This is a genomic window from Paenibacillus sp. MAH-35 (assembly GCF_058135425.1).
This window is the reverse complement of the sequence record NZ_JBYUPU010000009.1, coordinates 1-25,225: the sequence shown is the minus strand read 5'-3', so window position 1 is coordinate 25,225 and position 25,225 is coordinate 1. Positions and strand designations below refer to the sequence as shown.

The 25,225-nt window shown below is 54.4% G+C and carries 15 protein-coding genes; 12 read left to right on the top strand and 3 right to left on the bottom strand.

The window, feature by feature from the left end:
• Window positions 1-86 precede the first annotated feature (86 nt).
• Together hxlB and hxlA are read right to left on the bottom strand one after the other, a co-directional pair.
• A complete protein-coding gene (gene hxlB / locus AC3Y2E_RS11770) occupies window positions 87-671 on the bottom strand; it encodes a 6-phospho-3-hexuloisomerase (protein ID WP_379210368.1) in 585 nt (194 codons plus the stop codon).
• Between the two features lie 3 nt (window positions 672-674).
• Complete coding sequence (gene hxlA / locus AC3Y2E_RS11765; protein ID WP_379210365.1) at window positions 675-1,310, bottom strand: 3-hexulose-6-phosphate synthase; 636 nt, start codon at window positions 1,308-1,310, stop codon at window positions 675-677.
• Window positions 1,311-1,578: 268 nt separating this feature from the next.
• On the opposite strand from hxlA, the gene AC3Y2E_RS11760 reads away from it, so the two are divergent.
• The 4 genes from AC3Y2E_RS11760 to AC3Y2E_RS11745 all read left to right on the top strand — a co-directional run bounded on the left by AC3Y2E_RS11760 (window position 1,579) and on the right by AC3Y2E_RS11745 (window position 13,562).
• On the top strand, window positions 1,579-1,977 hold the full coding sequence (locus AC3Y2E_RS11760; RefSeq protein ID WP_379210363.1) for a winged helix-turn-helix transcriptional regulator: 399 nt from the start codon (window positions 1,579-1,581) through the stop codon (window positions 1,975-1,977).
• Between the two features lie 243 nt (window positions 1,978-2,220).
• Window positions 2,221-9,582: a fibronectin type III domain-containing protein gene (locus tag AC3Y2E_RS11755; RefSeq protein ID WP_379210361.1), complete on the top strand. Its 7,362-nt coding sequence runs from the start codon at window positions 2,221-2,223 to the stop codon at window positions 9,580-9,582.
• A 124-nt stretch (window positions 9,583-9,706) separates the two neighbouring features.
• Window positions 9,707-11,248, top strand: coding sequence for an extracellular solute-binding protein (locus AC3Y2E_RS11750; protein WP_379210359.1), 1,542 nt, complete (start codon window positions 9,707-9,709; stop codon window positions 11,246-11,248).
• A 28-nt stretch (window positions 11,249-11,276) separates the two neighbouring features.
• Entirely contained in the window at window positions 11,277-13,562 is a 2,286-nt protein-coding gene (locus AC3Y2E_RS11745; RefSeq protein WP_379210357.1) for a helix-turn-helix domain-containing protein, read from the top strand.
• A gap of 469 nt (window positions 13,563-14,031) precedes the next feature.
• On the opposite strand, the gene AC3Y2E_RS11740 is transcribed toward AC3Y2E_RS11745, so the two are convergent.
• Window positions 14,032-14,955, bottom strand: a complete 924-nt coding sequence (locus AC3Y2E_RS11740) for a mechanosensitive ion channel family protein (RefSeq protein WP_332074751.1) — start codon at window positions 14,953-14,955, stop codon at window positions 14,032-14,034.
• A 595-nt stretch (window positions 14,956-15,550) separates the two neighbouring features.
• Here AC3Y2E_RS11740 and AC3Y2E_RS11735 point away from each other — a divergent pair.
• The 8 genes from AC3Y2E_RS11735 to AC3Y2E_RS11700 all read left to right on the top strand — a co-directional run bounded on the left by AC3Y2E_RS11735 (window position 15,551) and on the right by AC3Y2E_RS11700 (window position 24,804).
• Window positions 15,551-18,418 carry a Na+/H+ antiporter subunit A gene (locus tag AC3Y2E_RS11735; RefSeq protein ID WP_379210354.1) on the top strand — a complete coding sequence of 956 codons (2,868 nt, stop codon included), beginning with the start codon at window positions 15,551-15,553 and terminating at the stop codon, window positions 18,416-18,418.
• A gap of 3 nt (window positions 18,419-18,421) precedes the next feature.
• Window positions 18,422-18,760 carry a Na(+)/H(+) antiporter subunit C gene (locus AC3Y2E_RS11730; protein WP_332074748.1) on the top strand — a complete coding sequence of 113 codons (339 nt, stop codon included), beginning with the start codon at window positions 18,422-18,424 and terminating at the stop codon, window positions 18,758-18,760.
• On the top strand, window positions 18,753-20,234 hold the full coding sequence (locus AC3Y2E_RS11725; RefSeq protein ID WP_379210352.1) for a Na+/H+ antiporter subunit D: 1,482 nt from the start codon (window positions 18,753-18,755) through the stop codon (window positions 20,232-20,234). The genes AC3Y2E_RS11730 and AC3Y2E_RS11725 overlap by 8 nt, the downstream gene beginning before the upstream one ends.
• 5 nt (window positions 20,235-20,239) lie before the next feature.
• A complete protein-coding gene (locus AC3Y2E_RS11720) occupies window positions 20,240-20,719 on the top strand; it encodes a Na+/H+ antiporter subunit E (RefSeq protein ID WP_190927096.1) in 480 nt (159 codons plus the stop codon).
• A complete protein-coding gene (locus AC3Y2E_RS11715) occupies window positions 20,716-21,009 on the top strand; it encodes a Na(+)/H(+) antiporter subunit F1 (RefSeq protein WP_379210349.1) in 294 nt (97 codons plus the stop codon). The genes AC3Y2E_RS11720 and AC3Y2E_RS11715 overlap by 4 nt, the downstream gene beginning before the upstream one ends.
• Window positions 20,993-21,352 carry a monovalent cation/H(+) antiporter subunit G gene (mnhG, locus tag AC3Y2E_RS11710; RefSeq protein WP_379210745.1) on the top strand — a complete coding sequence of 120 codons (360 nt, stop codon included), beginning with the start codon at window positions 20,993-20,995 and terminating at the stop codon, window positions 21,350-21,352. Before AC3Y2E_RS11715 ends, mnhG begins: the two co-directional genes overlap by 17 nt.
• Before the next feature lie 103 nt (window positions 21,353-21,455).
• Window positions 21,456-22,997 (top strand): glycine betaine uptake BCCT transporter, encoded by a 1,542-nt coding sequence (locus AC3Y2E_RS11705; protein WP_379210347.1) that lies wholly within the window; start codon window positions 21,456-21,458, stop codon window positions 22,995-22,997.
• Window positions 22,998-23,220: 223 nt separating this feature from the next.
• On the top strand, window positions 23,221-24,804 hold the full coding sequence (locus tag AC3Y2E_RS11700; protein WP_379210345.1) for an SAM-dependent methyltransferase: 1,584 nt from the start codon (window positions 23,221-23,223) through the stop codon (window positions 24,802-24,804).
• Window positions 24,805-25,225: the final 421 nt, after the last annotated feature.

Here is a 25,225-nt window from a genome sequence, read left to right as displayed (position 1 = left end):
AAAGCCGCAGATTCTGGGTCTCTGCGGCTTTTAGAGGATTGCAGTTCTTCAACTGCTCATCAGGCTCGCTTGGCTGCCGATTCGGACTATTCCAGGTTCGCATGTCTGCCGAACATAGCTGCGGAATCGATGCCAAGCCTGTCCATGCAGCATAAGACAACCGTATCGAGAAGGAGCAGGAGGCTCTGCTCGAACAAGGAGCCCATCGGCTGAATCGTCGTGGTCGCACTGCCGTCATTTCTTTCTTTGGCCGCAGCCGGAACGGCAATGACGGTGTCGGCCATTTGTCCGATTGTGGAATCCGGACGGACGGTGGCGAGCGCCACGCTGGCGCCCAGCTTTTTGGCCTTGGCCGCCATGTTGACCAGACTGCCGGTTTCACCGGAGCCGGAGCCGATAATCAGCAGATCGCCTGCTTGTAGTCCGGGTGTGACCGCCTCCCCAACTACATAAGCATGGAATCCCGCATGCATCAGGCGCATGGCAAAGGCGCGCAACATCAGGCCGGAGCGGCCTGCACCGGCGACGAAGATGCGGCCTGCCCGGGCACCTGTCTCGGCAATTTGCCCGACCAGCCGCTCGATCTCTTCCACCGGGATCGACTTGACGGTCCGCTCCAGCTCATGTAGGATGCTGCGGGTGAGTGCAGGGATTTCGGTCAGTGTTGTCATGGATTATTGTCCTTGAGCGACCAGCTCGCGCATTTCGGAGGCTACCGATTTTTTGTCTTGCTGTCCGGTAATTCCGCCGCCTACGATAACCAGATCGGGGTTCGCTTTGACGACCTCCGGCAAGGTGTCCAGTTTAATGCCGCCAGCAATGGCGGTTTTTGCATGTTTGACGACGCGCTTGATCGCTGTAAGCTCCTCGAACGAGTTTTTGCCCGCCGCTTGATGATCGTATCCGGAATGCACACAGATGTAGTCGACGCCCATCGCATCGATTTCTTGAGCCCGCTCTTCCATATGCTTCACATTGATCATGTCAACCATAATTTTCCGGCCTTGTTTGCGGGCTTCTTCCACAGCGCCGCGAATGGTCGAATCGTCCGAAACGCCCAGTACGGTAATAATATCCGCACCGGCTTCGGAAGCTTTCATAACTTCGTAGCCGCCGGCGTCCATAATTTTCAGATCGGCCAGAACTTTCAGATTCGGGAAAGCCTCTTTCATTTCTTTTACGGCCCGCAGTCCTTCATTGATCACGACCGGTGTGCCGATCTCGACGATATCGATGTAAGCTTCGACTTCTTTCACGACTTCTATAGCTTCCGGGATGTTGACCAGATCCAACGCTAATTGCAATTCCATAGGGATAATCGCTCCTTATTTCAATTTAGTAAGCTTGCCTCGGGTGGCTTCAATGGCTGCGCAGAGCCGGACGGCAAGGGTTGTAATTTCTCGTAACACGATTTATTCTAATTGTTGAGTTTCAATTGAGGAAGTACGCACTTTAAAGTGGGGTAGTTACCGTAAGGATACTATTGGACGTTTATCAAGAACGCAGCGGATGTTAAACTTGGGGGTACAGGGACTTCTGCGATAGGCAAGTTCGTATGAATTGACGAGGAGTGAGAGCATGGCGAATGTGTTGAAAGAGCGGATTAATCTGAAAGAGATCAACTGTGAGAAGGAACTGACGCTTGCTGTGATCGGCGGGAAATGGAAGCTGATTATTTTATGGCACCTGGGGCTGGAAGGAACGAAACGATTTAGCGAGCTGAAAAAGCGCATCCCGTCTATTACGCAAAAAATGTTAACCAATCAATTGCGTGAGCTGGAAGAGGATCAGCTGGTAGCCCGGAAAGTGTATGCGGAGGTTCCGCCGCGTGTCGAATATACGCTTACCTCTTACGGGGAAAGCTTAATGCCGATCTTGCAAATGATGTACAGCTGGGGAAAAGAATACGGCGATCAAGTGGTATGGAAGGAACGCTGTTCCTCGGATAAGCCGGATTGCACCACGTTTGCGAAATAGGCTGCGGGCGGGTACCGCCGATTTCGTCAGCTGAATTTCGGGCGGAGTTTTTTGGAACTTGCTACTGTGCGAGCGATGATAGTACTTTATGCAACGCGATAATGAAGCCGTCCGGCTGGTTATCGCGTTTTTCAAGTTGTTCAGCCGCAGGCAGAGTAATCATTATAAATGATTATTTATCGGAGGACACGGCGCGTGCTACCATGAGCCCATTACTATGCATGGGCAGGAGGCGTCAAGTTGATGGGAAAGCTGAAGGTCAGGCGGAAAATTTCCGTGCTGCTCCTAATTGCGATGCTCGTACAGATGGCAGGCTGGCCGGGGCTGAACGGCGTGATCGGGAAGGCGAACGCCGCTTTCTACTGGAATTCCGCACCGAATTTCGCACCGATGGAGGGCAACCAGGTCCAGGTGTATTGGGATCCGCCTTATGACACCGAGGACTATGAGCAGCGCTTCAGTTATGAGGTGAAGTTCTACAGCAGGCCGGGGCTTGAGCCGCTTGGCGCGCCGGGGTATTTCTCATCTCCCGAACAATGGGAGGATCCGGGAACGTTTATATCGACGAGGTGGATTCAGACCGGTCTGGACCCTGCTGTCGAATACGAGGTCAGGGTTATGGCGCGCAAGGAAGGAGAAACCGACATCCTCGGTACGAAAAGCGGGACGATCCGTTTGCAGGATACGTTCCAATATTACGCGGAGCTCGCCGTCTCGTATGAGGAGGAGACGAATCAGACGAAAAGAATGAAGCTGCACTGGAAGCCCAGCGTAAGGCCGCAAACGACCGTATATTCCCTTGTTGTCCGAAAGGTAGGAACGGCGGGAGGAGAATGGTCGTTCAGCGATGATATCGCCCATACGCCGGGGGCACCGGGCTACGATTACAGCGTATCCGGCCTTCAGCCGGGGCAAAGCTACGACTTACAGCTGGCCGCCTTCGACGCGGCTTACAACATCGAGCTTCTGGAGACCCGGATAACGGTTCCGGGAGGAGCGGGCAGCCCGTTATGGCCGCCGGACGCCCAATTAACGGTCAGCGGGCTGACCGACAATGGGTTTACGATCGAATGGCCGCAAGGAACCGGGGACGTCGCCGCCTACGGGCTTTCTTATGTGGTCAACGGCGGGGCTCCCGTCAGCCGGATGCTGGGGATTTTGCCGCGCGGTTATACATTCACCGGCTTATCCCGTGGAGATTTGGTAGATGTGGCGATGACGGTTGTCGGCTCAACTTATGCCGCTAGTGCGCCGCTGCTGCTTTCGCAGCGCGTGGGAGAGGCTGTGCCTTTGTCCCCCAAGTGGCCAGCAGGCGCATCCTTATCGGTAAGCGATCTGTCGCAGGAAGGATTTTCGGTTAACTGGCCGAAAGCATCGGGTGGCGTCACCCAATACAAGCTGAGCTGGGCGAAAAACGGCGGAGCGCCGGTCGAACAGACGCTTGCGGCTGTACAGTGCGAAGGGTTTCCGGAGGTTTGCCGGGACCGTACGAAATTTACGTTCGGTCTGGAAGCCGGGCTTGCAGCCGGGGACCGGGTCAGCGTTTCGGTAAAAGCCGTCGACGGGGCCGGACGGGAAAGCGAGCCGCTGGCACTGGAGCAAGGTGTCCTGAAGCTGGATTTTTCGCCGCAATCGGTAGGTGTTTACGGGAAGATGGCCCTAAAAGCGGGGGAGCCGCTCGGCATCTCGCTGCAAACGACGAACAGCGGTTACGAGGCGTCCGTATCGATCCGATACGACAGCTGGATCGACAGGAACGGCGATCTTCAGCCGGATCTGGTGAAACGAGAGCTGGAGGTCGGCCTGACCGAATCGCCGGCTGAACCGGGATTGTATACGGCCGATTGGATCGTGGCCGAATCGCTCGGCATAGAACGGATCGAGCAGGCGGTAGCCGTGTTGAAGCGGAGCGGGACGGTAATATCATCGCCCGTTGCCTTCGGGGATATCAATGCGCAAGGCAGCGGCAGCCCTTACGTAACCGGAAATTTGAAGCTCGACATAGAGGGCGACGTGTCGAATGCGTTCGTTTGGGTGTCGCCTTCCAATATGTCGGCGTTTTATCTGGACATTCCCGGTCCTGGCTCCTACTCGTTCACACAGCTGTTTCCGGGTATGGCGACCGTTCAGCTCAAGGACAAAGTCAGCGGCGTTTCTCTGCTGCCGGATCGCTCTGTTCAAGTGAAGGGATCGCAGACGGTACGCGAGCCGATGAACGTAGATACGGAATCGACGGAGCTTCGTATTACGGTACAGGACGATGCCGGCGTACCCGTACCGGGGGTCCGAACCTATTACCGGATCGCAGAAAAGGAGTGGCGTTCGGCGATTACGGACGACACCGGCCGGCTTCGCATTCGCGAGGGGGTGGCGAAGGGTGATCCGGTCAGCGTGAAGCTGAGCCGAATCCCTCTGCACTTGAAGGAATTGCTTGACGAGCGGCATTTAACGTTAACCGAAGGGTTAAACGAGGAGATCGTTACGCTGGAAAGGCGCAAGCTCGTTATGTTATCCGGTCAGGTAACCCGGCATACCGGGCCGATCGAAGGCTTTCATCTGACAGTGTCGCCTTACAGCGGCAATCAGGACAACAAAGGGTATGTGCGTCAATTGCAAACCGACGCAAACGGCCGTTATGCGGTTCAGGTTTTCGCCGGTGTGGAGCTGCGGATTAGCGGCTATAACGACCATGCGTCGCTCGCGCCGCTCGCGGTGGCGGTGGGGGATACTAACATCGAGCAAAATCTGACGCCGGTCGAAAAAAGGCCGGGCACCATTCGTGTGTCGGTCAAGCGGCAAAATGTCGACGGATCTTGGATCGTTCACGGCGAGTCGGGGATAGCCTCGTATACGATGCAATCCTATGAGCCCGTTCTCACTTACGTATCCAACGGTCAGCGGATCGATTCAAGGTACTATCCGTTTAACGTGTCCGGCAAGCCGGGAGACGAATTCCGGTTATGCATGCGCTATGAACCTTACAAAATGGATTATCGCTGCCAGACGGTTACACTGGACGATAACCGCGAAGTGACTGCGGAGCTCGAAATTCCGGCGAACGGCGGGATGGTGCATTGGATCTTCGATCCGTATTTGATGCCGGAGTTCGGCGCGCCGTGGAACTCGGGATGGATGTACCGGGTTATGTCGGCTGACGGCCGATATGACGAAGTGAGCTTTTTCCCTTATCCGCCCTTTTTTGATTTCATGGAATTTCTCCCTGCCGGCGAATACACGGTGCAAATTTTTCATGCCGGGACGGGACTGGCGGACAGCTACAGCCGTACGTTTACGGTGAGCGGAGGCGAAAGGGCCGATCGGGCGATCCGCATCGATTTATTCAGGGAGCGGATGAATCCCGCGACCAGTGGAGCCAGCTTCGCCGTTAACTCGCTGGACGCGGTTTTGGGGGATTCGATCGATGTCAGGGCCGAGTATACAAGGTCTCCGGATGTTGGACCGCCCGTCACTTCGCTTACCGGAACGACATTTGAAATCGCGCTTCCTGCCGGCGCCTCTGTAGTGCCGGGAAGCGTGCTCGTGGATGAGAAACCGCTGGCAAGCTCGTTGTGGACCGTACAGGACGGCAAGCTTGTCGTGCAGACGGGCTCCATCTCCTTTTATTACGGGCGCAAGCTCGTCCGGGCGACAGTTCAACTGCCGTTCGACTATCCCGACCGCACCGCCGTCTTGGCCGGTACACTCCGGTACACCGCAGGGTCCGAGAGCGGCACGCTTTCGCTTGGCCAACGGACGATATCCGTCGCGCCGGTCACGCTGGAGGCGCCGGACCGGACGAAAACCCGGGAGCTGCTTCTGCAAGGGCGTGCCGCGGCAGGAAGCGATATTTTGATATATGAAAGCGAGCAATTGCTCGGCCAGACGAGAACCGCCGATTCCGGAGCTTGGCAGTACACTGTCGAGCTGCCGGACCGGGGCATGAATTACAGCTACCAGCTGTCGGCGGCAGCCGAGATCAACGGCCTGTCCCGGGCGTCGGATGCCCGAGAGGTGATTTACACGTCCGTTGGACCGAGGCTTACGAAAGTAACGCTTAGCAACGATTGGGGGTTTTACCACAGCTTTGACCCGAACAAGGGAATTGCCAAGTTTCCGTTTATGCTGGAGCCGGGGAACATGTTCATCGATCTGGAATTTGACGAACCGGACGCCGTCTCCGAGGCGGTTGTGAGTCTCGGATTCCATAGGGAGGGAGCCTACCGGACTGAAAGCGGCGTATACAGGTCGCTGATCAAGGTGGTCAACATGGAGGAGATCACCGGTCCTTTGTATGTGTCTTACCATGAAGTTCCGGCCGACAGCGGCATCGCTCCCAGAACCGAGACAGAATTGAGGCAAACGCTGGCGTGGTGGCTGCGCGACGCCGACGTCCCGCAGCCGTACGAGGTGGAGACGGTCCGGGACGGAAGCGGCAAAGAAACCTACAGCGTGAGCTATGATCTGCCTTCGCTCCTCGGTTCGGGAGCGCGGGCCGAGCTGAGCTTGTATGGGGAGACCTCAGTCGTCTACGATCCCGCGGGCAAGCCGCGGATGAGCGTAAACGGCCGGACGCTGTATGGAGCTTCCGGATCGGCGAAGCTCGCTCCGGGTTCTCCGAAGCCGTTTCCGTCCGCGCCCACCGGATACCGCGACTCGGCGGGAATGGTCAGGTCGTTCATCCGCAGCGGTCAGGCGAAAAACATGAGTCTGGTCGCCGAGTTTTCCGCTTACGTCCGCTATGAGCAGGCCGGCGGCGGGAACGTTAAAATATTGTCGGCTCCGACCGAGATTGCCAAGACGGGCACTCAGATTCTGGTCGAGGGCATCGATATGGGGCTGACGCTGGAAGGAAGCGGAGGCTTCGAATCGACGCTGGACAGCATTCAGGAGCGCATCAAGTCCGCTTACGCCCGATGCAGCTCGCATTCCGCCCATAGATATCATAACGCCTACGAGGACATAATGGGCGACATGATGGCTGCGGAGTCGGCGAAATGGGTCGCAAGTCTGGGGCTGTTCGCCATCGGGGCGGGAGCTCCGGGTCCGGGAACGCTGATCGCGGGTCTGACCGCCGTAGCCGGGCAAGGTCTCGGAAAAGTGATCGACAAGGAGATGTCGTATGAGCTGGCCGAGATTGACCGTGCCGTGGATCGCGATATCGAATGCGAGCCGAAGGATCCGCACTCGGAGAGCGGGAAAACAAGCGAAGGCTTTCGCATTATCGCCAAGCCGACCTGGCTGTACGATCCGAGCGGGTATGTATATGAGGCCGTCCCCGAAGAGAGGCTGGAGGGCGTAAAGGCGACGGTTATGCAGTGGGACGAAGCCGCTTCAGCCTGGACGGATTGGGACGCGGAATGGTTCTTGCAACAAAATCCGCAAGTTACGGACCGAAGCGGCAAATACCGCTGGGACGTGCCGCCGGGCAGATGGAAGGTCCGCTACGAGAAGGACGGCTACGAAACGGTATACAGCCATGAAATGACCGTGTTGCCGCCGCATTTTGATGTCAATATCGCGATGACGTCCACTACTGCGCCAGTCGTATCCGGAGTGCGATCGGAGAACGGAGGCCGGTCGGTCGACATCGTCTTTTCCAAGCATATGAGAACGGACGGTTTTCCCGCGGCTGCCGTTCAAGTGAAGAGAGGGGGGGCGCTGATTGCCGGCGTTCTGAAGCCGGTTGCCCCGGCAGCGGACGGTGCTCTCGCAAAGCTCTGGTCGTTCGAGCCTGAACCGGGCGCTGGTCTTGCCGCCGGAGATCGGCTGGAAGTGACGGTGAAGGCGGGAGCGCCTAGTTACAACGGGCTTGCTACGGCGTACGATCAGACGTTCCTGATTGAAGTGATGGCAGACGACCGCACTCCGCCGGACCCCGCAACGAATGTGCGGGTTACGCCGGGCCACCGCAAGCTGATCGTCACATGGAACGATCCGAAAGGCGACGATCTTGAATCGATGCTGATCGAATGGAAGGAAACGTCAGGCACCGGCTACCGGCAGCTTACGGTCGGCAAGGGCGTTGGTCTGGCGGAGCTTGATTACCTCCAAGCGTGGACGGATTACGATATCCGGCTCGTTGCGGTCGATGCCGCGGGGAATCGATCCGACGGCGTAGCATTGCGGGAGAAGCCGGGGCTATCGGCGGGAAAAACCGATCATATCGGTCCGTCGGCTGTCGTAGGGGCCAGCGCCGCTGCGGGAACCGATCAGATTACGCTAGCCTGGAGCGATCCGGCGGATCCGGATCTGAACGGAGTGCTCGTCAACTGGCGGGAGCGGGGGAAAGCCGAAGACGGCGGTGGCGCAACGGTTGTGAAAGGACAGCAGCGCTATACGATAATAGGTTTGCAGCCGGGAAGGACGTACGAAATCCGGCTGATGGCGGACGACGAATCGGGCAATCGCTCGGAAGCCGTTGTGCTGACAACTGCGACAAGCGGCTCCGATACCGGGACGAATCCAGGCGGATCGTATCCGAATACGGGACCGGGAGCCGGAACGCCTCCCGGGACTCCGCCTGCTGTAACGGATGGAGCAGAGACGATAAAATGGCGGGATCTCTTTCTAGGCGATACGTATTATCCGGCGCTTGGCGGCAGGCTGCTGCTTCGCGCCGAAGGCCCGCAGACGTCCTCCGCCGGCAATTACGAACTTGCGGTCCGGGAAGCTTCCGACGTTCGCTGGCCTGCAGATATACGATTCATTCATGCAGCCGGAGCTTTCGAACTGGGTATATCCGGCGATTGGCCGGCCCATTCCGAACGATTCTTGCGGATACGGATGTCTATCGATGAAGAGAAATGGCAGCAGCTCGACCGGCGTTTGCTTGCCATATACCGGGCTGATCCGGATAAGCCGGGTACGTGGCACTATGCAGGCGGGAGATGGGATCCGGACAGCGGCCGGCTTGAAGCGGTCATCGGGCAGCCAGGGGTATATGCGGTTATGGCCTTTGCCCCTTCCTTCGCTGACCTGGCCGGACATTGGTCGGAGCAGACAGTCCGCCTGCTGGCCTCGAGGCAGTTGACGAATGGAGTAGACGAGGGGGTTTTTGCTCCCGATCTTCCGGTGACGCGTGCCGAGCTGGCCGCATTCCTGATCCGTCTTCTGGATCTCGCCGGCGGTGCTGCTACGGGCAACGGCTTGGATTCCGGCGCCTCAAGCGGAGGCGGCTATCCCGCACTCGAACGGTACAGCGATGCGGACACATCGGCATGGTATGCACCCGTGCTGGAGCGCGCCGTTCAAATCGGTCTGCTCGAAGGCAGCGGCACGAAGCTTCGGCCGAACGACCCGGCAACCCGGGAAGAAGCTGCCGTTATCGCTTACCGGATCATCGGCAAGCTTCACGTACCGGAAACCGGCACCGGCAGTCCGGCTGCCGGTGCCAACGGTGCTGCAACCAGCGGAGGCAGGCAGACAGTAACATACGCTGATGAGGAGCTCCTGTCGCCGTGGGCCGGGGAAGCCGTCCGGCATTTGAGCGGTCGGGGACTCGTGAACGGCTATCCCGACGGACGGTATGACCCTCATTCCGATATTACCCGCGCCCAAGCGGCGCAAATCATCATGAATATTGCGCAAGCGTTCGGACTGTTATAAACTTGGCGAACCCCGGCGAACCATCGTTTGCCGGGGTTTGCCGTATTCGACGGGAGACAATTCAAGTGTGATGTATGTATAATATAGGAAATGAGGGGATTATTCGTCGACGGGGGGCACCACCATGAGAAGAGGGTTCTGGGCGGCAGGATTGACAGCCCTGCTTGCCGCGGCGGGTTTGGCTGCAACGGCCGTGCTTCTGGGCCAGCCGGGATACCGGCTGCACGGCAGTGCCGGACCGGGCGAGGCTTCGGACCGGTTGACCGTTTCTATCATGCAGCCGATGTACGACCGGAAGCCGCAGAGATCGGAAGTCTGGGACCTTCTGGAGAACAAGTTCAACATTCGTTACGAACCCGTCTCCATACCGGCTGCTTCCTACAGCACGAAGCTGATGATGGCGGTTTCTTCGGGGAAACCTCCGGATATCGTTCTGTGGACGTCTTTTATGTCGGAACTGATCAATTTTATCGAAAGCGGGTTGTTTCACGACTTAACGCCATATATCGGGAATTCGGCGAATTTGAAAACGGCGATTCCGCAGCGCATCTGGAACCGGGTGAAGCTGAACGGGAGCTATTACGGGATTCCGCGTCCGCGCGCCGAAGTCGATCAGGCTGTCATGATCCGCAAGGACTGGCTTGAGGCCCTTCGGCTGCCTGTTCCGGAAACGATCGACGATTACTATAACACGGCGGTCAAGTTCGGGCAGTCGGACCCCGACGGCAACGGCAGGAAGGATACATACGGGTTCGCGGCGGGAGAAGGGTTGAACTTTTTGCACAACCTGCTTCCGGCGTTCGGAGCGGGCAACTCTTGGATTTTGCGGGCCGACGGTTCGCTGGAAGCGAGCAAGGTATCTCCCGAACGCGAATCGGGGCTGCTGTGGCTCCGCAAGCTTTATGCCGAGAGGGGAATCGACCAAAGCTTCTCTTCGCTGCAGCAGTCGCAAGTATGGGACCGGTTTACCTCCGGCAAAACCGGCATTATCGTCGCTCCCATCGCCGATTACGAGCGGTTCCGGGCAAGGCTGGCCAGTGCAAACCCGAAGGCGGAACTGCTGATGCTGGGGCCGCCTGTCGGTCCGGAAGGCATATCGGGGTTCGGCGAGCGGCCGGGGTATTACGGTCTGTTTCTTATTCCGAAACGGGTGCCGGAGGAAAAAGTAAAACGGATCGTCGAGTTGCTGGACTGGCAAAGCGGCGAAGAAGCGAACCGGATTCGCAAATTCGGTCTGGAGGGCGTTCATCATACCATAAAGGAAGACGGGACGCTGCAGATTAACCGGGAATCGCTGCAGGTGGAGGATCTCGGGTCGCTGCTGCTAATGAATCCGTACGATCCGTATTATTACGTATCCACGAGTGCGCCCGAATACGTGCAGGAGAAGCAAAGAGCGATGCTCGATCTGGTACGGGATAAAGGAATCCCGAATCCGGCGGAAGGCTTTATGCCGAACACCGGATTGTCGGTTGCCAGTATTTATACGAAAAAAATCCAGCGATTCGAAACCGATTTCGTCAAAGGAAACGTGCCGGTGCAAGATTTCTCATGGTTTCGGCGGGAATGGCTCGATCGAGGTGGGAAGGAGGCGACACAGGAAGTAAATGAATGGTATCGAACCTACCGGTCGAACGGAGAACAGGGCAGACGGGATGGCGGATAGTAATCGGCGGTTAGAAGCGGCAATCAGGGTGCGGACAGGTGACAAGCGGTTGTCCGCCAAAACCGCGATGCGGCTTAAAATCGTCATGCTCGCGGCGATGATCGCGATCGTTCCCGTTCTTGTTGTCGGCTGGACCGCCTATACGGCGGCCAGAGGCAGTCTCGTCCGCGAGGTGGAGAACTACAATCATATGCTGATGAAGCAGGTGCAGCAGCGTACGGACAAGATGATGGAAACGGTCGACCGGGCCGTGATGCAGCATGTAATGGACGACGCGCTGACCGTATTGCTGAAGGACGGCACGCTGCTGAGCAACGAATACGAGCTGGGACAGGTGAAAACGGCTTTATCCGCGATGGAGACGCTGATCGATCATGCGGAAGCGGTATATTTATTCGTCCCGGAGGAAGAAGTGCTTGTGACCTCGGACGGGATCGACTCTCTGCCGGAGCGGACGCTTGGGGCTTCCTTGTATCAGGCGATGGAGAGCAACAAGGAACTGTCGTTCTGGCATGACAGACTGACGGCACCCGCCGATCCGGGCAGTTACGGCGTCATTCAAAGCATCGGCTACGCCAGGCGGCTGCCGTCCTCCTTTTCGTCTCCGCTCGGCTATTTTGTCGTGCTGCTTCGGGAACAGGCGATGTTTGATGTGCTCGAGGATGCCGATGCCGGTCAGGCGTGGGGCATGCTGGCCGTCAGTCCGGCTGGGAATGTGTATGCCGATGACGAGACGCAGACGTTTATCGGGGAGCACCTTCCGCCGGAGGAGCTTAAGCAGTGGCTCTCGGCTAAGCTGAATGACGGCGTAACCGCGGATTCGCTGGAGACGGTCGGAGGACGCGACTGGCTGGTGCATGCCCGAAAATCCGCAGAATCAGGATGGACCTATATGTCCGTCGTTCCGTTCGAGGAACTGACCCGTTCTATAGGGACGGTGAGACGAATTGTAACGGTCATCTGCATTGCACTGGCTTCAATCTCGCTGGTTACGATATTGCTGCTGACGACGAATTTGTACAATCGGGTACGACGGGTAATCGAGCGCCTGCAATTCGAGAACACCGTATTGGAGCGCCGGATCGGAGAGACGGAGCCGGAACTGAGAGCCTATTGGGTACAGAGATGGCTGCATGAACCGTTCGGGTCTGACATTGGCGGTCATCTGGAAGGGCTAGGGATTGAACTATACAGCCGCCGGTTCACCGCCGTTTGTCTGGAAGCGGACGAACTCAGGGACTGCGGCGAGATCGAAGCTGGCATCCGTTCCGGCCAACTGCTTGATTTGTTGCGGCGGTTGAATACGGAACAAGTGTCGGGACACTACATCCGGATGGGAAATGACCGAATCGCAGGCGTACTGATACAACGAACCGATGCGGACTCGGCAACGGAGTGGGCTTCGGAAAATTGGGGAGCAGAGCTGTTGGCGTACGTGGAATTGGAAGCTTTGGCGACCATATCTGTTGGGATCGGGAAAACAAAGGAAGCGGCTGCGGACGTAAGCGGTTCTTTTGACGAAGCGCAGCGTGCGCTCCGACAGCGGCTGGTCGATCCCGAGCGGAAGCTGTTTCTCTACGGGCTGGATAGGCGGACAGCAGAGCCGCTTGAATACCCGTTTGAGCAGGAGAAAATGATCGTGGCGCAGTTGAAGCTGGGCGACCGGGAGAAGGCGGCGCAAGCGCTGAGGGACTTTGTCGATACATTGCTTGCCGCACCGACGATCGACGAGAGGCAGGCCAATCAGGCTTTTGCGATGCTGCTGGCATCCATTCTGCGTCTGTTGTTTGATGGAAACAGCCTTCCCGCTCTCTCATTGCTCCCCTACAACGGCTACGAGCGGTTGAAGAGCTTTAGAACGGTTGAAGAGATCACCGGTTGGCTGGAGGGGGAATTATTCGTCCGGATTGTGGAGCAGGTAACGCGGGAGAGACGGATGCGCGAGGGGGTGAAGGACGATGTCATCCGGCAGACGATCGCATATGTGCAGCATCATTACGACCGGGAGCTTTCTCTCGGCATGCTGGCCGAGTTGACCGGTATGCCGGAGACGCAGCTGAGCCAGCTATTCAAACGGGAGGTTGGCCTTACTTTTACCGATTATTTGATCTCGTTCCGTGTAGAGAAAGCCAAGGAGCTGCTTCGCTCCACAGAGATGAAGGTGGCTGACATCGCGGAGCGGATGAACTACAACAACTCGCAAAATTTCATCCGGGTGTTTAAACGGATTGCCGGTATGACGCCGGGGGAATATAGGAAACGGAATCAGAACACTACAGGCGGGGAAACGGAGGGAGAAAGGAGTCGGACCTGATCGGAACCTGTGCGATTAATGACAAAAAGCGGACGCCTCTAAGGAGGCGAACCGCTTTTTGTCCATGCCAAATCCCATCTGACGCACCGAAACACTAACGAATCGTATTGTGCTTATGGGCTGAAAAACGACGTTTTTGCAGGCTAACGAATCTGGGTAACGTTATCGAGCAGAAAGTGGAAAAAAACGATACGATTTGCTGGAATAACGATCCAAGAGTTCGTTACAAATTCAAACGTCCTCATTCGGCTCTAATAACGAATGCTGGGTTCGTTAGCCATACCACGGGATGAAGATACACGACTTCAACGGCGGTTGGAGCTACTACCCGTTTCCTCCGACAACGTAGGGGTTTGAAGACCAAGCAATTGTCTCCGGGTGGTTTTAGCGGACGGTTTATCTAAAAGTTCACTTTTTATCCATGCCGGCACTTTGCCGGAGCAGCGGAGCCGTGGGGATCACGCGCCGCTTATCCCGAGGTCGTGACCGATTCGTAGCCGACGTCCGGATCTCTGCGCTCGATTCGGCGCGGATAAGAAATTTGGATGCCCTTTCCCCTCAGCTCGCGGACAAGAGCTTTGCGGATTTCTTTGCAGGCTGTCCAGTAATGCTCGTCCTTAACCAGGCTCGTAATTGTATATTTAGCCCCGAGGGCGTTGTTTTCTACGTCGGTAATCCCATACAGCTGAGGAGGCTCTACCGGCTCTCCCTTATCGTCCTTGAGAAACAACTGCGGCCACTCCTGGACCATCTGCGAGGAGACGGTTTGCACGGCAAACTCGATTTCCGCAGGATCGCGTTCATAAGGAACGGTGATATTCACGATCGCTCGCATACGTTCCCGGTTGAAGTTTTGACTGATGCGGATTTCCGAATTTTGGATGACAACGACATGCTGAGCCCATGTGCGGATTTTCGTCGCGCGAAGCCCGACGCTGACTACAGTGCCGTTAATTTGCCCGTTGTTGATCGAGACATAGTCGCCGACCGAAAACTGATCTTCGAAAATGATAAAAAATCCGGTAATCAAATCTTTGACGAGCGTCTGGGCGCCAAAACCGACGGCAAGTCCGATCACCCCGGCTCCCGCTATGATCGGCCCGACCTCAAGTCCTAAATTGCTCAAACACATCATAAAGGCCAAAATAAACAGCACATACCGGGTAAACGACATCAGCAGCGATTCCAGCGTATTGCGCTGCTTTTCTTCCAGCCGGGCGATGCGGAAAACCCGGTTGATTAGCAACTGCCGCACTTTCAGCGCCAGCCAGGTCAGTCCGATAATAAACACAATCATAAATGACTTGTTAAGGAGCAGCCCCGTCAATGACGACCAAAACTCCCAGGTCAACAGCTTGGCCAGCTGTTCCGGTTGCTCGGTTAACCAACTCATGCCCCCACCCCCCATATAATTGTACGTTCCATTGTACGGGATATGCGCCTGCTTGTGAAGGAATAATCCCAAATTTGGACATTCCGGGCACCTAATCGGATTTAGGGAGAGGAGGGGCCGGGGAATTCAATTTGATGATCCTCACATACTCTCTCGGGAAAAAAGGCAAGTGGCGATTTGGCGTTTGCGGTGCTTCCATTGTCGAGAGATTCGTATACGGTACCGTTGAAGAGCCGCCGCTGTGGCTATGGCTGCGCGGACCGGCCAGATTGGCGTTCCCTAGCCATCCCGCAGCTAGAAGCAGCGCGAACAGAAGCAACGAGATCGTAATTTTCCGCTTTAACAAGGGGGGCCGTCTCCTTTCTTTTTTAAAAGTTATCCCCACAGTCCGGGCAGCTTATTCTTGTTTTGACAACCGTGTCCCGGCAAGCTATACTGTAAAGCGGTGCAAGTTGTAATTGAATATGAGGATTCAACCGGAGGAGCCTGTCAACGCAGGCTCCTCTTTGCTTTTTTTACGGTTGCAGGTCTATTGGTGACGGATAGTTGGAGATGCTGGATGGGGTAGACAATTCAACAAAGAGGAGGATGGAAGTTGTCTGTTTTGCACGTGGTTGTACTTATTCCATTTTTGTGGGCGGCCGCCGTTCCGCTTATGCGTAAATGGACAAGGCGGTTGCATGTTGGCTGGTTGATTATTCCGTTGCCGGCTGTGCTCTTCGCCTATTTTATCGGACAAATAAGCGAAATCGGGAACCAATCCTACACGCTCGCCGCACTGCCATGGATTCCTTCCTTACACATTTATTTTACCGTTTATTTGGACGGACTCAGCTTATTGTTCGCTCTGCTCATATCCGGAATAGGCTCCCTGGTCGTGCTATATTCGATCTTTTATATGGATAAGCAAAAGGAAGCGCTCGGGCCGTTTTACATCTACTTGCTGCTGTTTATGGGAGCGATGCTCGGCGTTGTGCTGTCCGATAATTTAATAGCGCTGTACGGCTTCTGGGAGTTGACCAGCATATCTTCGTTTCTGCTGATTGCCTATTGGCATCGCAGAGAAAGATCGCTTTACGGCGCATTGAAGTCCATGCTCATTACGGTGTTCGGCGGCTTGGCGATGCTGGCCGGATTCGTGCTGCTCTATATGATGACGGGTACGTTCAGTATCCGTGAACTCGTAGCGAACGTGGACGTAATAAGCGGGCAGGAGTTGTTCATCCCTGCCATGCTTCTCGTGCTGCTGGGCGCTTTTACGAAATCGGCCCAGTTTCCGTTCCATATTTGGCTGCCGGATGCGATGGAGGCACCTACTCCTGTTAGCGCCTACCTCCATTCGGCGACGATGGTCAAAGCCGGCATCTACTTGGCGGCACGTCTCAGCCCGGTTTTTGCCGGGGAGCCTGTCTGGTTTTGGCTTGTGTCGGGGACTGGTATCGCGACGCTGATCTACGGGGCGTACCGGGCGCTGAAGCAAACGGATCTGAAGGCGATGCTCGCATTCTCCACGATCAGCCAGCTGGGACTAATCATGAGTCTGCTTGGCATTGGCTCGGCCGCGGCCTTTTACTCGCAAACCGGCGAATCGCTGCTGTATGTCAAGGCGACGACGGCCGCCGTCTTTCACTTGATCAACCATGCGATATTTAAAGGCGCGCTGTTTATGGTCGTCGGCATCGTCGACCATGAAACCGGCACGAGGGATATCCGCAAGCTCGGCGGGCTCATGTCCGTTATGCCTGTCACCTTTACGATCGCGCTGATCGGAGCTTTCTCGATGGCGGGTATGCCGCCGTTTAACGGTTTCTTAAGCAAGGAAATGTTTTTTACCGCCGTCTTGAGCGTCTTGAAGCTGGACGTCTGGAATATGCAGCAATTGGGGGCGATATTCCCTGTGGTTGCGTGGATCGCCAGCATATTCACATTTGTCTACAGCATGCTGCTCGTATTCCGGACATTCGCGGGGAAAAGACAGTTCGAGAAGCTCGCGAAGCAGCCGCATGAAGCTCCGCTTGGGATGCTCGTTCCGGCGGTCATACTCGCCTCACTTGCGGTTGTGTTCGGGCTGTTCCCGAATCTGCTGTCGTATACGCTCATCGCGCCCGCCATGGCGGCCATTCATCCGGCGCTGCTTGCAGAAGGGGGGCAATTCGAAGTTTCGATCCATCTCTGGCACGGGTGGACGCCCGAGATCGCGATGACGGTTGGCGTAATCGCAGTGGGCACACTGCTGTATCGCTTGCATGGCCGTACGAAAGTGCTGCATCAGCCTTTGTTCGAAAAGATCAGCCTGAACGGGGTATATGATGGTGGGTTGAGAGGGGCTGTATCCGGCGCGAAGCGGCTGACCGACCGATATATGACCGGTTCGATTCGTCAATACCTGATTTACATTTTTGTCTTTCTGATCGGTTCACTCGGAATAACGATGGCGCGGTCTACCGATTTGAGATGGGATTTTACCGGCTTCGCCCCGATGTCGCTGTATGAGGCGGTCATCATTTTCGCACTCATCGTGGCCGTTATTGCCGTGCCGTTTGCCCGATCGCGGATGATGGCGATTATTTTGACCGGGACGGTCGGTTATATCGTCACCTTGTTTTTCGTTATTTTCCGCGCCCCTGACTTGGCGCTGACCCAAATGATCGTGGAGACGGTATCCGTAACGCTGTTTTTATTATGTTTTTATCATCTGCCCAAGCTGAAAAAAGAACTGGAGTCATTGCGTTTCCGGCTGCCCAATTTCCTGATCGCTCTGGGCGTAGGAGTCACGATGACGCTCATCGCTCTGTTTGCTGCGGGCGGCCGTTCGTTCGAATCAATCTCCGACTTTTTCCTTAAAGAAAGCTACAATCTGGGAGGCGGGAAAAATGTCGTAAACGTCATCCTGGTCGATTTCCGCGGCTTCGACACGCTGCTGGAGATCACCGTGCTGGGCATCGCATCGTACGGGATCTATGCCCTGATCCGGTTGAAGCGTGACGATGAAGCTATCCCGGTTCCCGCCGGACAGCGGGAAGGACGCAGCCTCACGCTGATCCGGAGCAACGACGTGATCTTTAAAACGATCGCCAAGCTGGTTATTTTTATCATTCTGACTTTCTCGTTATTTTTGTTCTTCTCGGGTCACAACGAGCCGGGCGGCGGTTTTATCGGCGGACTGATGACGGCGGGGGCGCTAGTGCTGTTTACGATGGCGTTCGGAATGCGTACGATCAAGGAAGTGATCCCGATCGATTTCCGGCTCGTCAGCGCCATCGGGATCCTGGTTGCGCTGTTTACGGGCATCGGCTCCTTCTTGTTCGGCGCTCCGTTTCTCAGCCATACGTTCGGTTACTTCGATCTGCCTCTGCTCGGGCATGCCGAGCTGGCAACGGCGATGCTGTTCGATCTTGGAGTGTATTTAACCGTAGTGGGGATTACGATGACGATTATTTTGGCTATAGGGAGGGACAGGTAAACTATGGAACTTTATATGGCTATAGCGATCGGCGTGTTGTTTACCGTAGGCGTCTATATGATCCTGACCCGAAGCCTGCTGCGGATCATACTTGGAACGGCTTTGCTGACGCACGGCGTTCACTTGCTGCTCCTCACCATGTCCCGGTTAAAAACGGGAGCGGCCCCGCTGCTCGGCCAAAAGGCGGAAGTATACGTTGATCCTCTGCCGCAGGCACTGATACTGACTTCGATTGTCATCAGCTTCGGCGTGACCTCCTTTTTCTTCGTGCTGGCGTACAAAGCTTATCAGAGGCTGGGAACGGACGATATGGAACAGTTGAAGGGGGACGAGCATGAATAACTTGCTGATCTGGCCCTTACTGATCCCTTTGTGCACAGCGGCCGTACTCATCTTTTTCAAAAACAACATCTTCGTTCAACGATGGCTGAGCGCGGTCAGTTTATCGGCGACCACCGGTTCGGCGGCGATTTTGCTCGTACAGGTGAGGAAGGAAGGTATCCAGACGCTGTATATGGGCGGCTGGAGCCCGCCTTACGGGATCGTATTCGTCGCCGATATGACCGCGGCCTTGCTCGTACTGGCCGCAACCGTCGCCGCTGCCTTTTGCCTGTTGTACTCCTTCGGTACGGTCGGGGAGCAGCGCGAGCGTTATTATTACTATCCCCTGTTTCAGTTTCTGCTTGTCGGCGTGAACGGATCGTTTCTGACCGGCGATATATTTAACCTGTTCGTCTGCTTCGAGGTCATGCTGATCGCCTCATACGCGCTGATCGTGCTTGGGGGAACGAAACGGCAGCTGCGGGAAACGTTGAAGTACATGATGATCAACATCCTGTCCTCTACCTTGTTCGTCGCAGCGGTAGCCTATCTGTACGGGACGGTGGGCACGTTAAATATGGCGGACCTGTCGCTTCGTGTGGCGGAAATCGGACAATCGGGAATTATAACTGTCATCGCCGTTTTGTTTTTGATCGTATTCTCGCTGAAGGCCGGCTTGTTTTTGTTTTTTTGGCTGCCGGGTTCCTACAGCGTTCCGCCGGCTGCCGTATCCGCCTTGTTCGGCGCATTGCTGACGAAAGTGGGTCTTTACGCGCTGCTGCGGATGTTCACGCTTATTTTTCATCACGATCCGGGCATCACGCATCAGTGGCTGGGGTGGATGTCCGCCGCTACGATGCTGCTTGGCGCCATAGGGGCGATCGCTTATACCGACGTTTACCGGATTTTGAATTACAACGTCATTTTGTCGGTCGGATTTATCGGATTCGGTTTGTCCGTTTCGAACGGGGAAGCCTTGAACGGGGTCGTTATTTATTTGCTTCACGATATGATAGCGAAAGCGCTGCTGTTTATGCTAGGGGGGCTGCTGATCGCCGCGGCAGGCACGAGCCGGCTGGAGCAGATGGGAGGGCTGATCAGGCGCCGTCCCGCGATCGGCTGGATGTTTTTCATTACCGCTTTGTCCGTCGCGGGTATCCCTCCTCTAAGCGGATTTACAGGGAAGTTGCTGATCGTCCAGGGCGGACTGAAAGATCACGCGTTCTGGTTAACCGGGATTTCCCTGCTAACCAGTCTTGTCGTGCTGTATTCGCTGGTGCGTATGTTCATGGCGGCTTTCTGGGGGGAGGAGAAGCGGCCCGCTGCGGCTCCCGCTGCGGGTTCACCCCGAACGGCTTACGTCTCGACGGCACTCCTGCTCGTCGTCATGATCGCGATGGGAATCGGATCGGAATGGGTGTACCGGTTCGCGACGGACGCCTCGGACACGCTGCTGCATCCTAATACGTATATTCATTCGGTCTTGAAGGAGTAGATGAGATGGCCTTGCAGCTTTTATTAAACCTGATCATTGCCTTCGTCTGGATGTTCCTGTTTAACGACTGGTCGTTCCAGCGGCTCCTTGTCGGGTATCTGCTCGGTGTGCTGCTGATCGGTCTGCTCCACCGGTTTTGGCCGCACGAGTTTTATATGAAACGTCTGTGGGCAATCGTAAAGCTGCTGCTCTTATTTGTTAAAGAACTGCTGATCTCCAGCTTTGCAGTTATGGTACAAATCGTCAAGCCCCGCCTTTCGATTCGTCCGGGCATCTTCGCGTTAAAGACGGAGCTGAAGTCGGATTGGGAGATTACGATTTTGTCCTGTCTGATTTGTCTGACTCCAGGCACTTTGACGCTCGATGTGTCGAAGGACGGACAAATCCTGTATATTCACGCGATGGATATCGAGGACGCAGACGAGCTTTCCAAACAAATCAAAGAAACGTTTGAAAAAGCGATTTTGGAGGTGACCCGGCCTTGATAACCAGTCTGCTGCTATTGTCGCTAGCACTGATGGCTCTTGCCATCATCGGTTGCATTTACCGGCTGCTGAAGGGACCTTCCGTCCCCGACCGGATCGCTTCGCTGGATCTCATCGGCGTCCTGCTGCTTTCGATGATCGCGATAATAAGTATCCTGCTCAGAACGAGTGTTTATTTCGACATTATTTTGGTAATCGGCATTCTTACGTTTATCGGCACCGCGGCCTTTGCCCGTTACATGGAAAGGGGGGGTGTCCTTGAAAGCGGAGACGATGAGTCTACTCGGTGAAACATTGATCGGCATCCTCATATTGGCCGGCGCCTTGATCAGCGCATTGAGCGCCTTCGGCCTGATCCGGCTCCCGGACGTGTATTTGCGCTCACATGCGGCCACCAAAAGTGCGACACTTGGAGTTTTGCTTATCCTGATCGGCGTGTTTCTATACTTTGCCTTTTATTTGGACCATGTAAGCGCCAAGCTGCTGCTGGGCATTTTGTTCGTATTTGTTACCGCCCCTGTAGCGGGTCATCTGAACGGCAGAGCCGCTTACCGGACCGGCGTCCCCTTATGGAAAAAAAGCGTTCAGGATGACTGGGCGCAGCAAAGCCGGGAGCAAAAAAAGGGCGAATAGCAAAGAAGCCGGCGGACGATGGAAGTTGGGCTGTATAACGGACCGGTGGCACGCGCATAATGAAGACCTGCGGGTATAACTCCCAGGGAATGGAGGGACACGTGTGGTCTTCATTGCAACAATCGTCGTCATCGTATTGTTTGCCGTCTGGGGAACGGCTGCTCCGGAACAGTTGGCGGCATTCGCCAATCAGGCCTATCAGTTTTCGATTCAAAATTTCGGCTGGTTTTACTTGATGGCAACGTTATTTTTTCTTGTGTTTTCGCTATACCTAGCCTTCAGCAAATTCGGTAACATTCGACTTGGAGACGATGACGATGAACCGGAATATTCGCTGATCTCCTGGTTCGCGATGCTGTTCAGCGCCGGGATGGGAATCGGACTGATTTTCTGGGGAGTAGCCGAACCGCTGTCCCATTATTTGACTCCGCCCGAAGGGGTCGCAGGCCGTACAACGGAGGCGGCGCGGCTGGCGATGCGATATTCGTTTTTTCACTGGGGACTGCATCCTTGGGCTGTATATACGGTTATCGCTTTGACGCTCGCTTATTTTCAGTTTCGTAAAGGATATAAAGGCCTGATCAGCTCGGCATTCGTTCCTTTGCTTGGAGAGAGGGCCGTCAAGGGAATCGCCGGGCAAGCGATCGATATGCTGGCCGTCATCGCAACCGTTTTCGGTGTCGCGACCTCACTAGGGCTTGGAGCCCTGCAAATCAACGGTGGCTTGAGGTTCCTGTTCGGAATCCCGAATACCGTCTCCGTCCAGATATTAATTATAGCGGTCGTAACGGTTCTGTTCCTGGTATCGGCAACGACCGGCCTGGACAGGGGGATTAAGACGCTTAGCAATTCCAACCTGATCGTTGCGGTTGTCCTGATGCTTTTTGTATGGGTTACCGGTCCTTCCGCGTTTATCTTCGATACGTTAACTACGACGCTGGGCAGCTATTTGCAAAATGTGATCAATATGAGTCTCAGGCTGACACCGTTCTCCAAGGGTACCTGGGTCGGAGAATGGACGCTGTTTTATTGGGCCTGGTGGATTGCCTGGGCTCCTTTCGTGGGCAGTTTTATCGCTCGCGTATCGAAAGGCAGGACGATTAAAGAGTTTATACTCGGCGTGCTGCTGGTACCGAGCGCCTTCGGGTTTATCTGGTTTTCCGTGTTCGGAGGCACGGGCTTGCATCTGGAGCTGTTCGACAGGCTGGAATTAGCTGATTCCGTCAAGCAGGATATGACGACGGCGCTATTTGTAGCACTGAAGCAGCTGCCGCTCGGTACAGTGATTGTCTCGATTGCGACGCTGCTCATTATTATGTTTTTTATCACTTCCGCCGATTCGGCGACCTTTGTTCTCGGCATGTTTACCTCGAAAGGGAATCTGAACCCGGGAACCGGCATCAAAATCACATGGGGCGTGCTGCAATCGGCCATCGCCGTTGTGCTGCTTCTAAGCGGAGGACTCAGCGGTCTACAAACGGCTTCGATCGCGGCGGCACTGCCTTTTGCGGCTATTTTGCTCGGCATGTGCGTTTCGCTGCTGAAATCGCTGCGGGAAGAGGATAAAATACGACGGGCTGAGGAAAAACGGCTCAGACGCCGGTTGAAACGGCTTCTGGAGAAGGATGAGCCGGTGCCCGAATAATCCGTTTCATGCGCACGTCAAGCTAGAGCTAGGTGGGAATGACCACAAAACAATAGACGTATTTACGACCGACCACGACCATTTTTTCGGCCTGGGCTGCAGTATAAGGGACTCTTGTGGTACGATTCAAAAGACATCTCTTTGGTGGCTGTCGGATGTTGTAATAACATCCTATGTGATAAAAGACTGTCGCAAATGATGACAGAAAGCAGGTTTATTATGAATGGCAGAGAATGGACAACAAAGATTTCGCTTCAGCGAATCACCCCTCTGGGATTTACAGCGCAATTATTTTGAAGAACAAGGACTAAACGCTTGGAGTAATGACCAGGTTCCGCAATATATAACAAGCAATCCCATGATTGCTACAGCATACGCAGAAATGATTTTCGGATTTCTTCAAGACCAATCCCATAGAGGAGAAAATTCTGATCCCGTTATCATCCTAGAACTGGGTGCGGGAGCTGGCCGTCTCGCATTTCATGTATTACATGAGCTTCGTAAACTGAGAGATTACGCGGGTATTGCTCTGCCTCCTTTTCGTTATGTTATGACCGATCTGGTTTTAAAAAATGTTAAGGTTTGGGAAAAACACCCTGCAATGCAATCTTTTATTCGAGAGGGACTGCTGGATTTCGCAGTATTTGATGCCGTGCACGACACGGAGTTAAATTTGGTCGTTTCTCAAGCAAGCATCCGGCCGGGTGATCTGAAGCAGCCGCTGCTGATTGTGGCAAATTATTTTTTTGACAGTATTCCGCAAGAGTTAATTCATGTGGATGACGGTAAAATATTTGAATGCGATGTTTTAGCCGAGCTTCCGAACAATTCCAAGCAACTAAAGCCGTCAGAAGTAATGGAAAAAATGACATTGAAATACGAGCGTCGCAGAGCGATTGAATATGAAGAAGAAAATTACCAATATCACAATCTGATCAAGCTTTATATGCAAGAGCTTGAGGATTCGTATATCCTGTTTCCAATGGCAGGATTAACATGCTTGGAGCGGCTGAATCAGCTGTCTCAGGCAGGCTTTCTGCTGATCACAGCGGATAAAGGCGACCACCGGCTGGAGAACTGGAAATTTGCGGAGCCACCCCAGTTCATTCATCATGGTAGTTTCTCATTAACGGTAAACTATCATGCGATTCAATATGTGTATGAGCAAAGAGGTGCAAAGTCACTCTTCACCACGCATCATTATAAAAATTTAAATGTCGGATGTATATTCATGATGGAATCGCCAATGAGTTATGCCAACACTAGATTGGCTTACCGGCGATTTATCGAACGTTTTGGGCCGGATGAATTTTTTAGTATGAAGGAATGGGTAGACCGGCGGCTCGACACAATGGGAATACAGCAAATTCTGGCTTTTTGGCGTTTGGGCGGATATGATGCGGAGTTTTTCATCCAGAGCGCAAAACACCTTTCGGACTTGCTACCAGAGATGAATGATGAAGAAAGGCTGGATATCCAGAGAAGCATACACATTATGTGGGCTTCATACTACGAGATGAAGCAGCGCTATGATTTAGCTATGGATGCTGGGCTACTTCTGTTCGAGATGGACATGTATGAAGATGCAAAGATGTTCTTGGAAACATCTTTATCTTTACGTAATGATGAAGAAGAGTCGGTCCCGACTGTCTTCTATTGTCTAGCTATATGCAGCTACGAACTTGGATTGGCTGAAGAGACTACGAATTTCTTGCGAAAGGCACTGGTACTGGAGCCTGAACATGTTGAGGCTCTTGCTCTGCTGAACGCCTTAAATGAATCTGCTGGAGAAAGAGATTTCCATTGAAAAAGTGTCAAAAGTACATTAATAGGAAAAGTCCTTGATTTTCAAGGACTTTTTCGTTCTGCAAACATTATTTGATGTACTAACCACTTGGTCAAGGGGCGATATACATGTAACTTAGTGGTATGGGCACGAATTATGGAAGTCTGGATAAGAAGCAAGAGGAAATTTACGTTAAAATTTGCACGGACTTGTATTCGACTGGCTATGAGGATTTTATTCTTTATGTGATCGAACATCATCAGCATCCCTATCATCCTATCATTAGGAATCGAATTATGTGTTCTTAGCGTTCAAAAGGATCTCATCGTGATGTATGTGTTCAACGACTCGTAGATAATTGTAGGGCACATTTTCCTTTAATGATGATATGATTTAGATAATTAACTTACTTATTGCGCTCTTGTAGATTGGGGTTGGGTTT

Excerpts from the sequence above, each read along its gene's own strand:
- hxlB (WP_379210368.1), bottom strand. The coding sequence starts at position 671 with ATGACAACACTGACCGAAATCCCTGCACTCACCCGCAGCATCCTACAT.
- hxlA (WP_379210365.1), bottom strand. The coding sequence starts at position 1,310 with ATGGAATTGCAATTAGCGTTGGATCTGGTCAACATCCCGGAAGCTATA.
- AC3Y2E_RS11760 (WP_379210363.1), top strand. The coding sequence starts at position 1,579 with ATGGCGAATGTGTTGAAAGAGCGGATTAATCTGAAAGAGATCAACTGT.
- AC3Y2E_RS11755 (WP_379210361.1), top strand. The coding sequence starts at position 2,221 with ATGGGAAAGCTGAAGGTCAGGCGGAAAATTTCCGTGCTGCTCCTAATT.
- AC3Y2E_RS11750 (WP_379210359.1), top strand. The coding sequence starts at position 9,707 with ATGAGAAGAGGGTTCTGGGCGGCAGGATTGACAGCCCTGCTTGCCGCG.
- AC3Y2E_RS11740 (WP_332074751.1), bottom strand. The coding sequence starts at position 14,955 with ATGAGTTGGTTAACCGAGCAACCGGAACAGCTGGCCAAGCTGTTGACC.
- AC3Y2E_RS11730 (WP_332074748.1), top strand. The coding sequence starts at position 18,422 with ATGGAACTTTATATGGCTATAGCGATCGGCGTGTTGTTTACCGTAGGC.
- AC3Y2E_RS11725 (WP_379210352.1), top strand. The coding sequence starts at position 18,753 with ATGAATAACTTGCTGATCTGGCCCTTACTGATCCCTTTGTGCACAGCG.
- AC3Y2E_RS11720 (WP_190927096.1), top strand. The coding sequence starts at position 20,240 with ATGGCCTTGCAGCTTTTATTAAACCTGATCATTGCCTTCGTCTGGATG.
- mnhG (WP_379210745.1), top strand. The coding sequence starts at position 20,993 with ATGAGTCTACTCGGTGAAACATTGATCGGCATCCTCATATTGGCCGGC.
- AC3Y2E_RS11700 (WP_379210345.1), top strand. The coding sequence starts at position 23,221 with ATGGCAGAGAATGGACAACAAAGATTTCGCTTCAGCGAATCACCCCTC.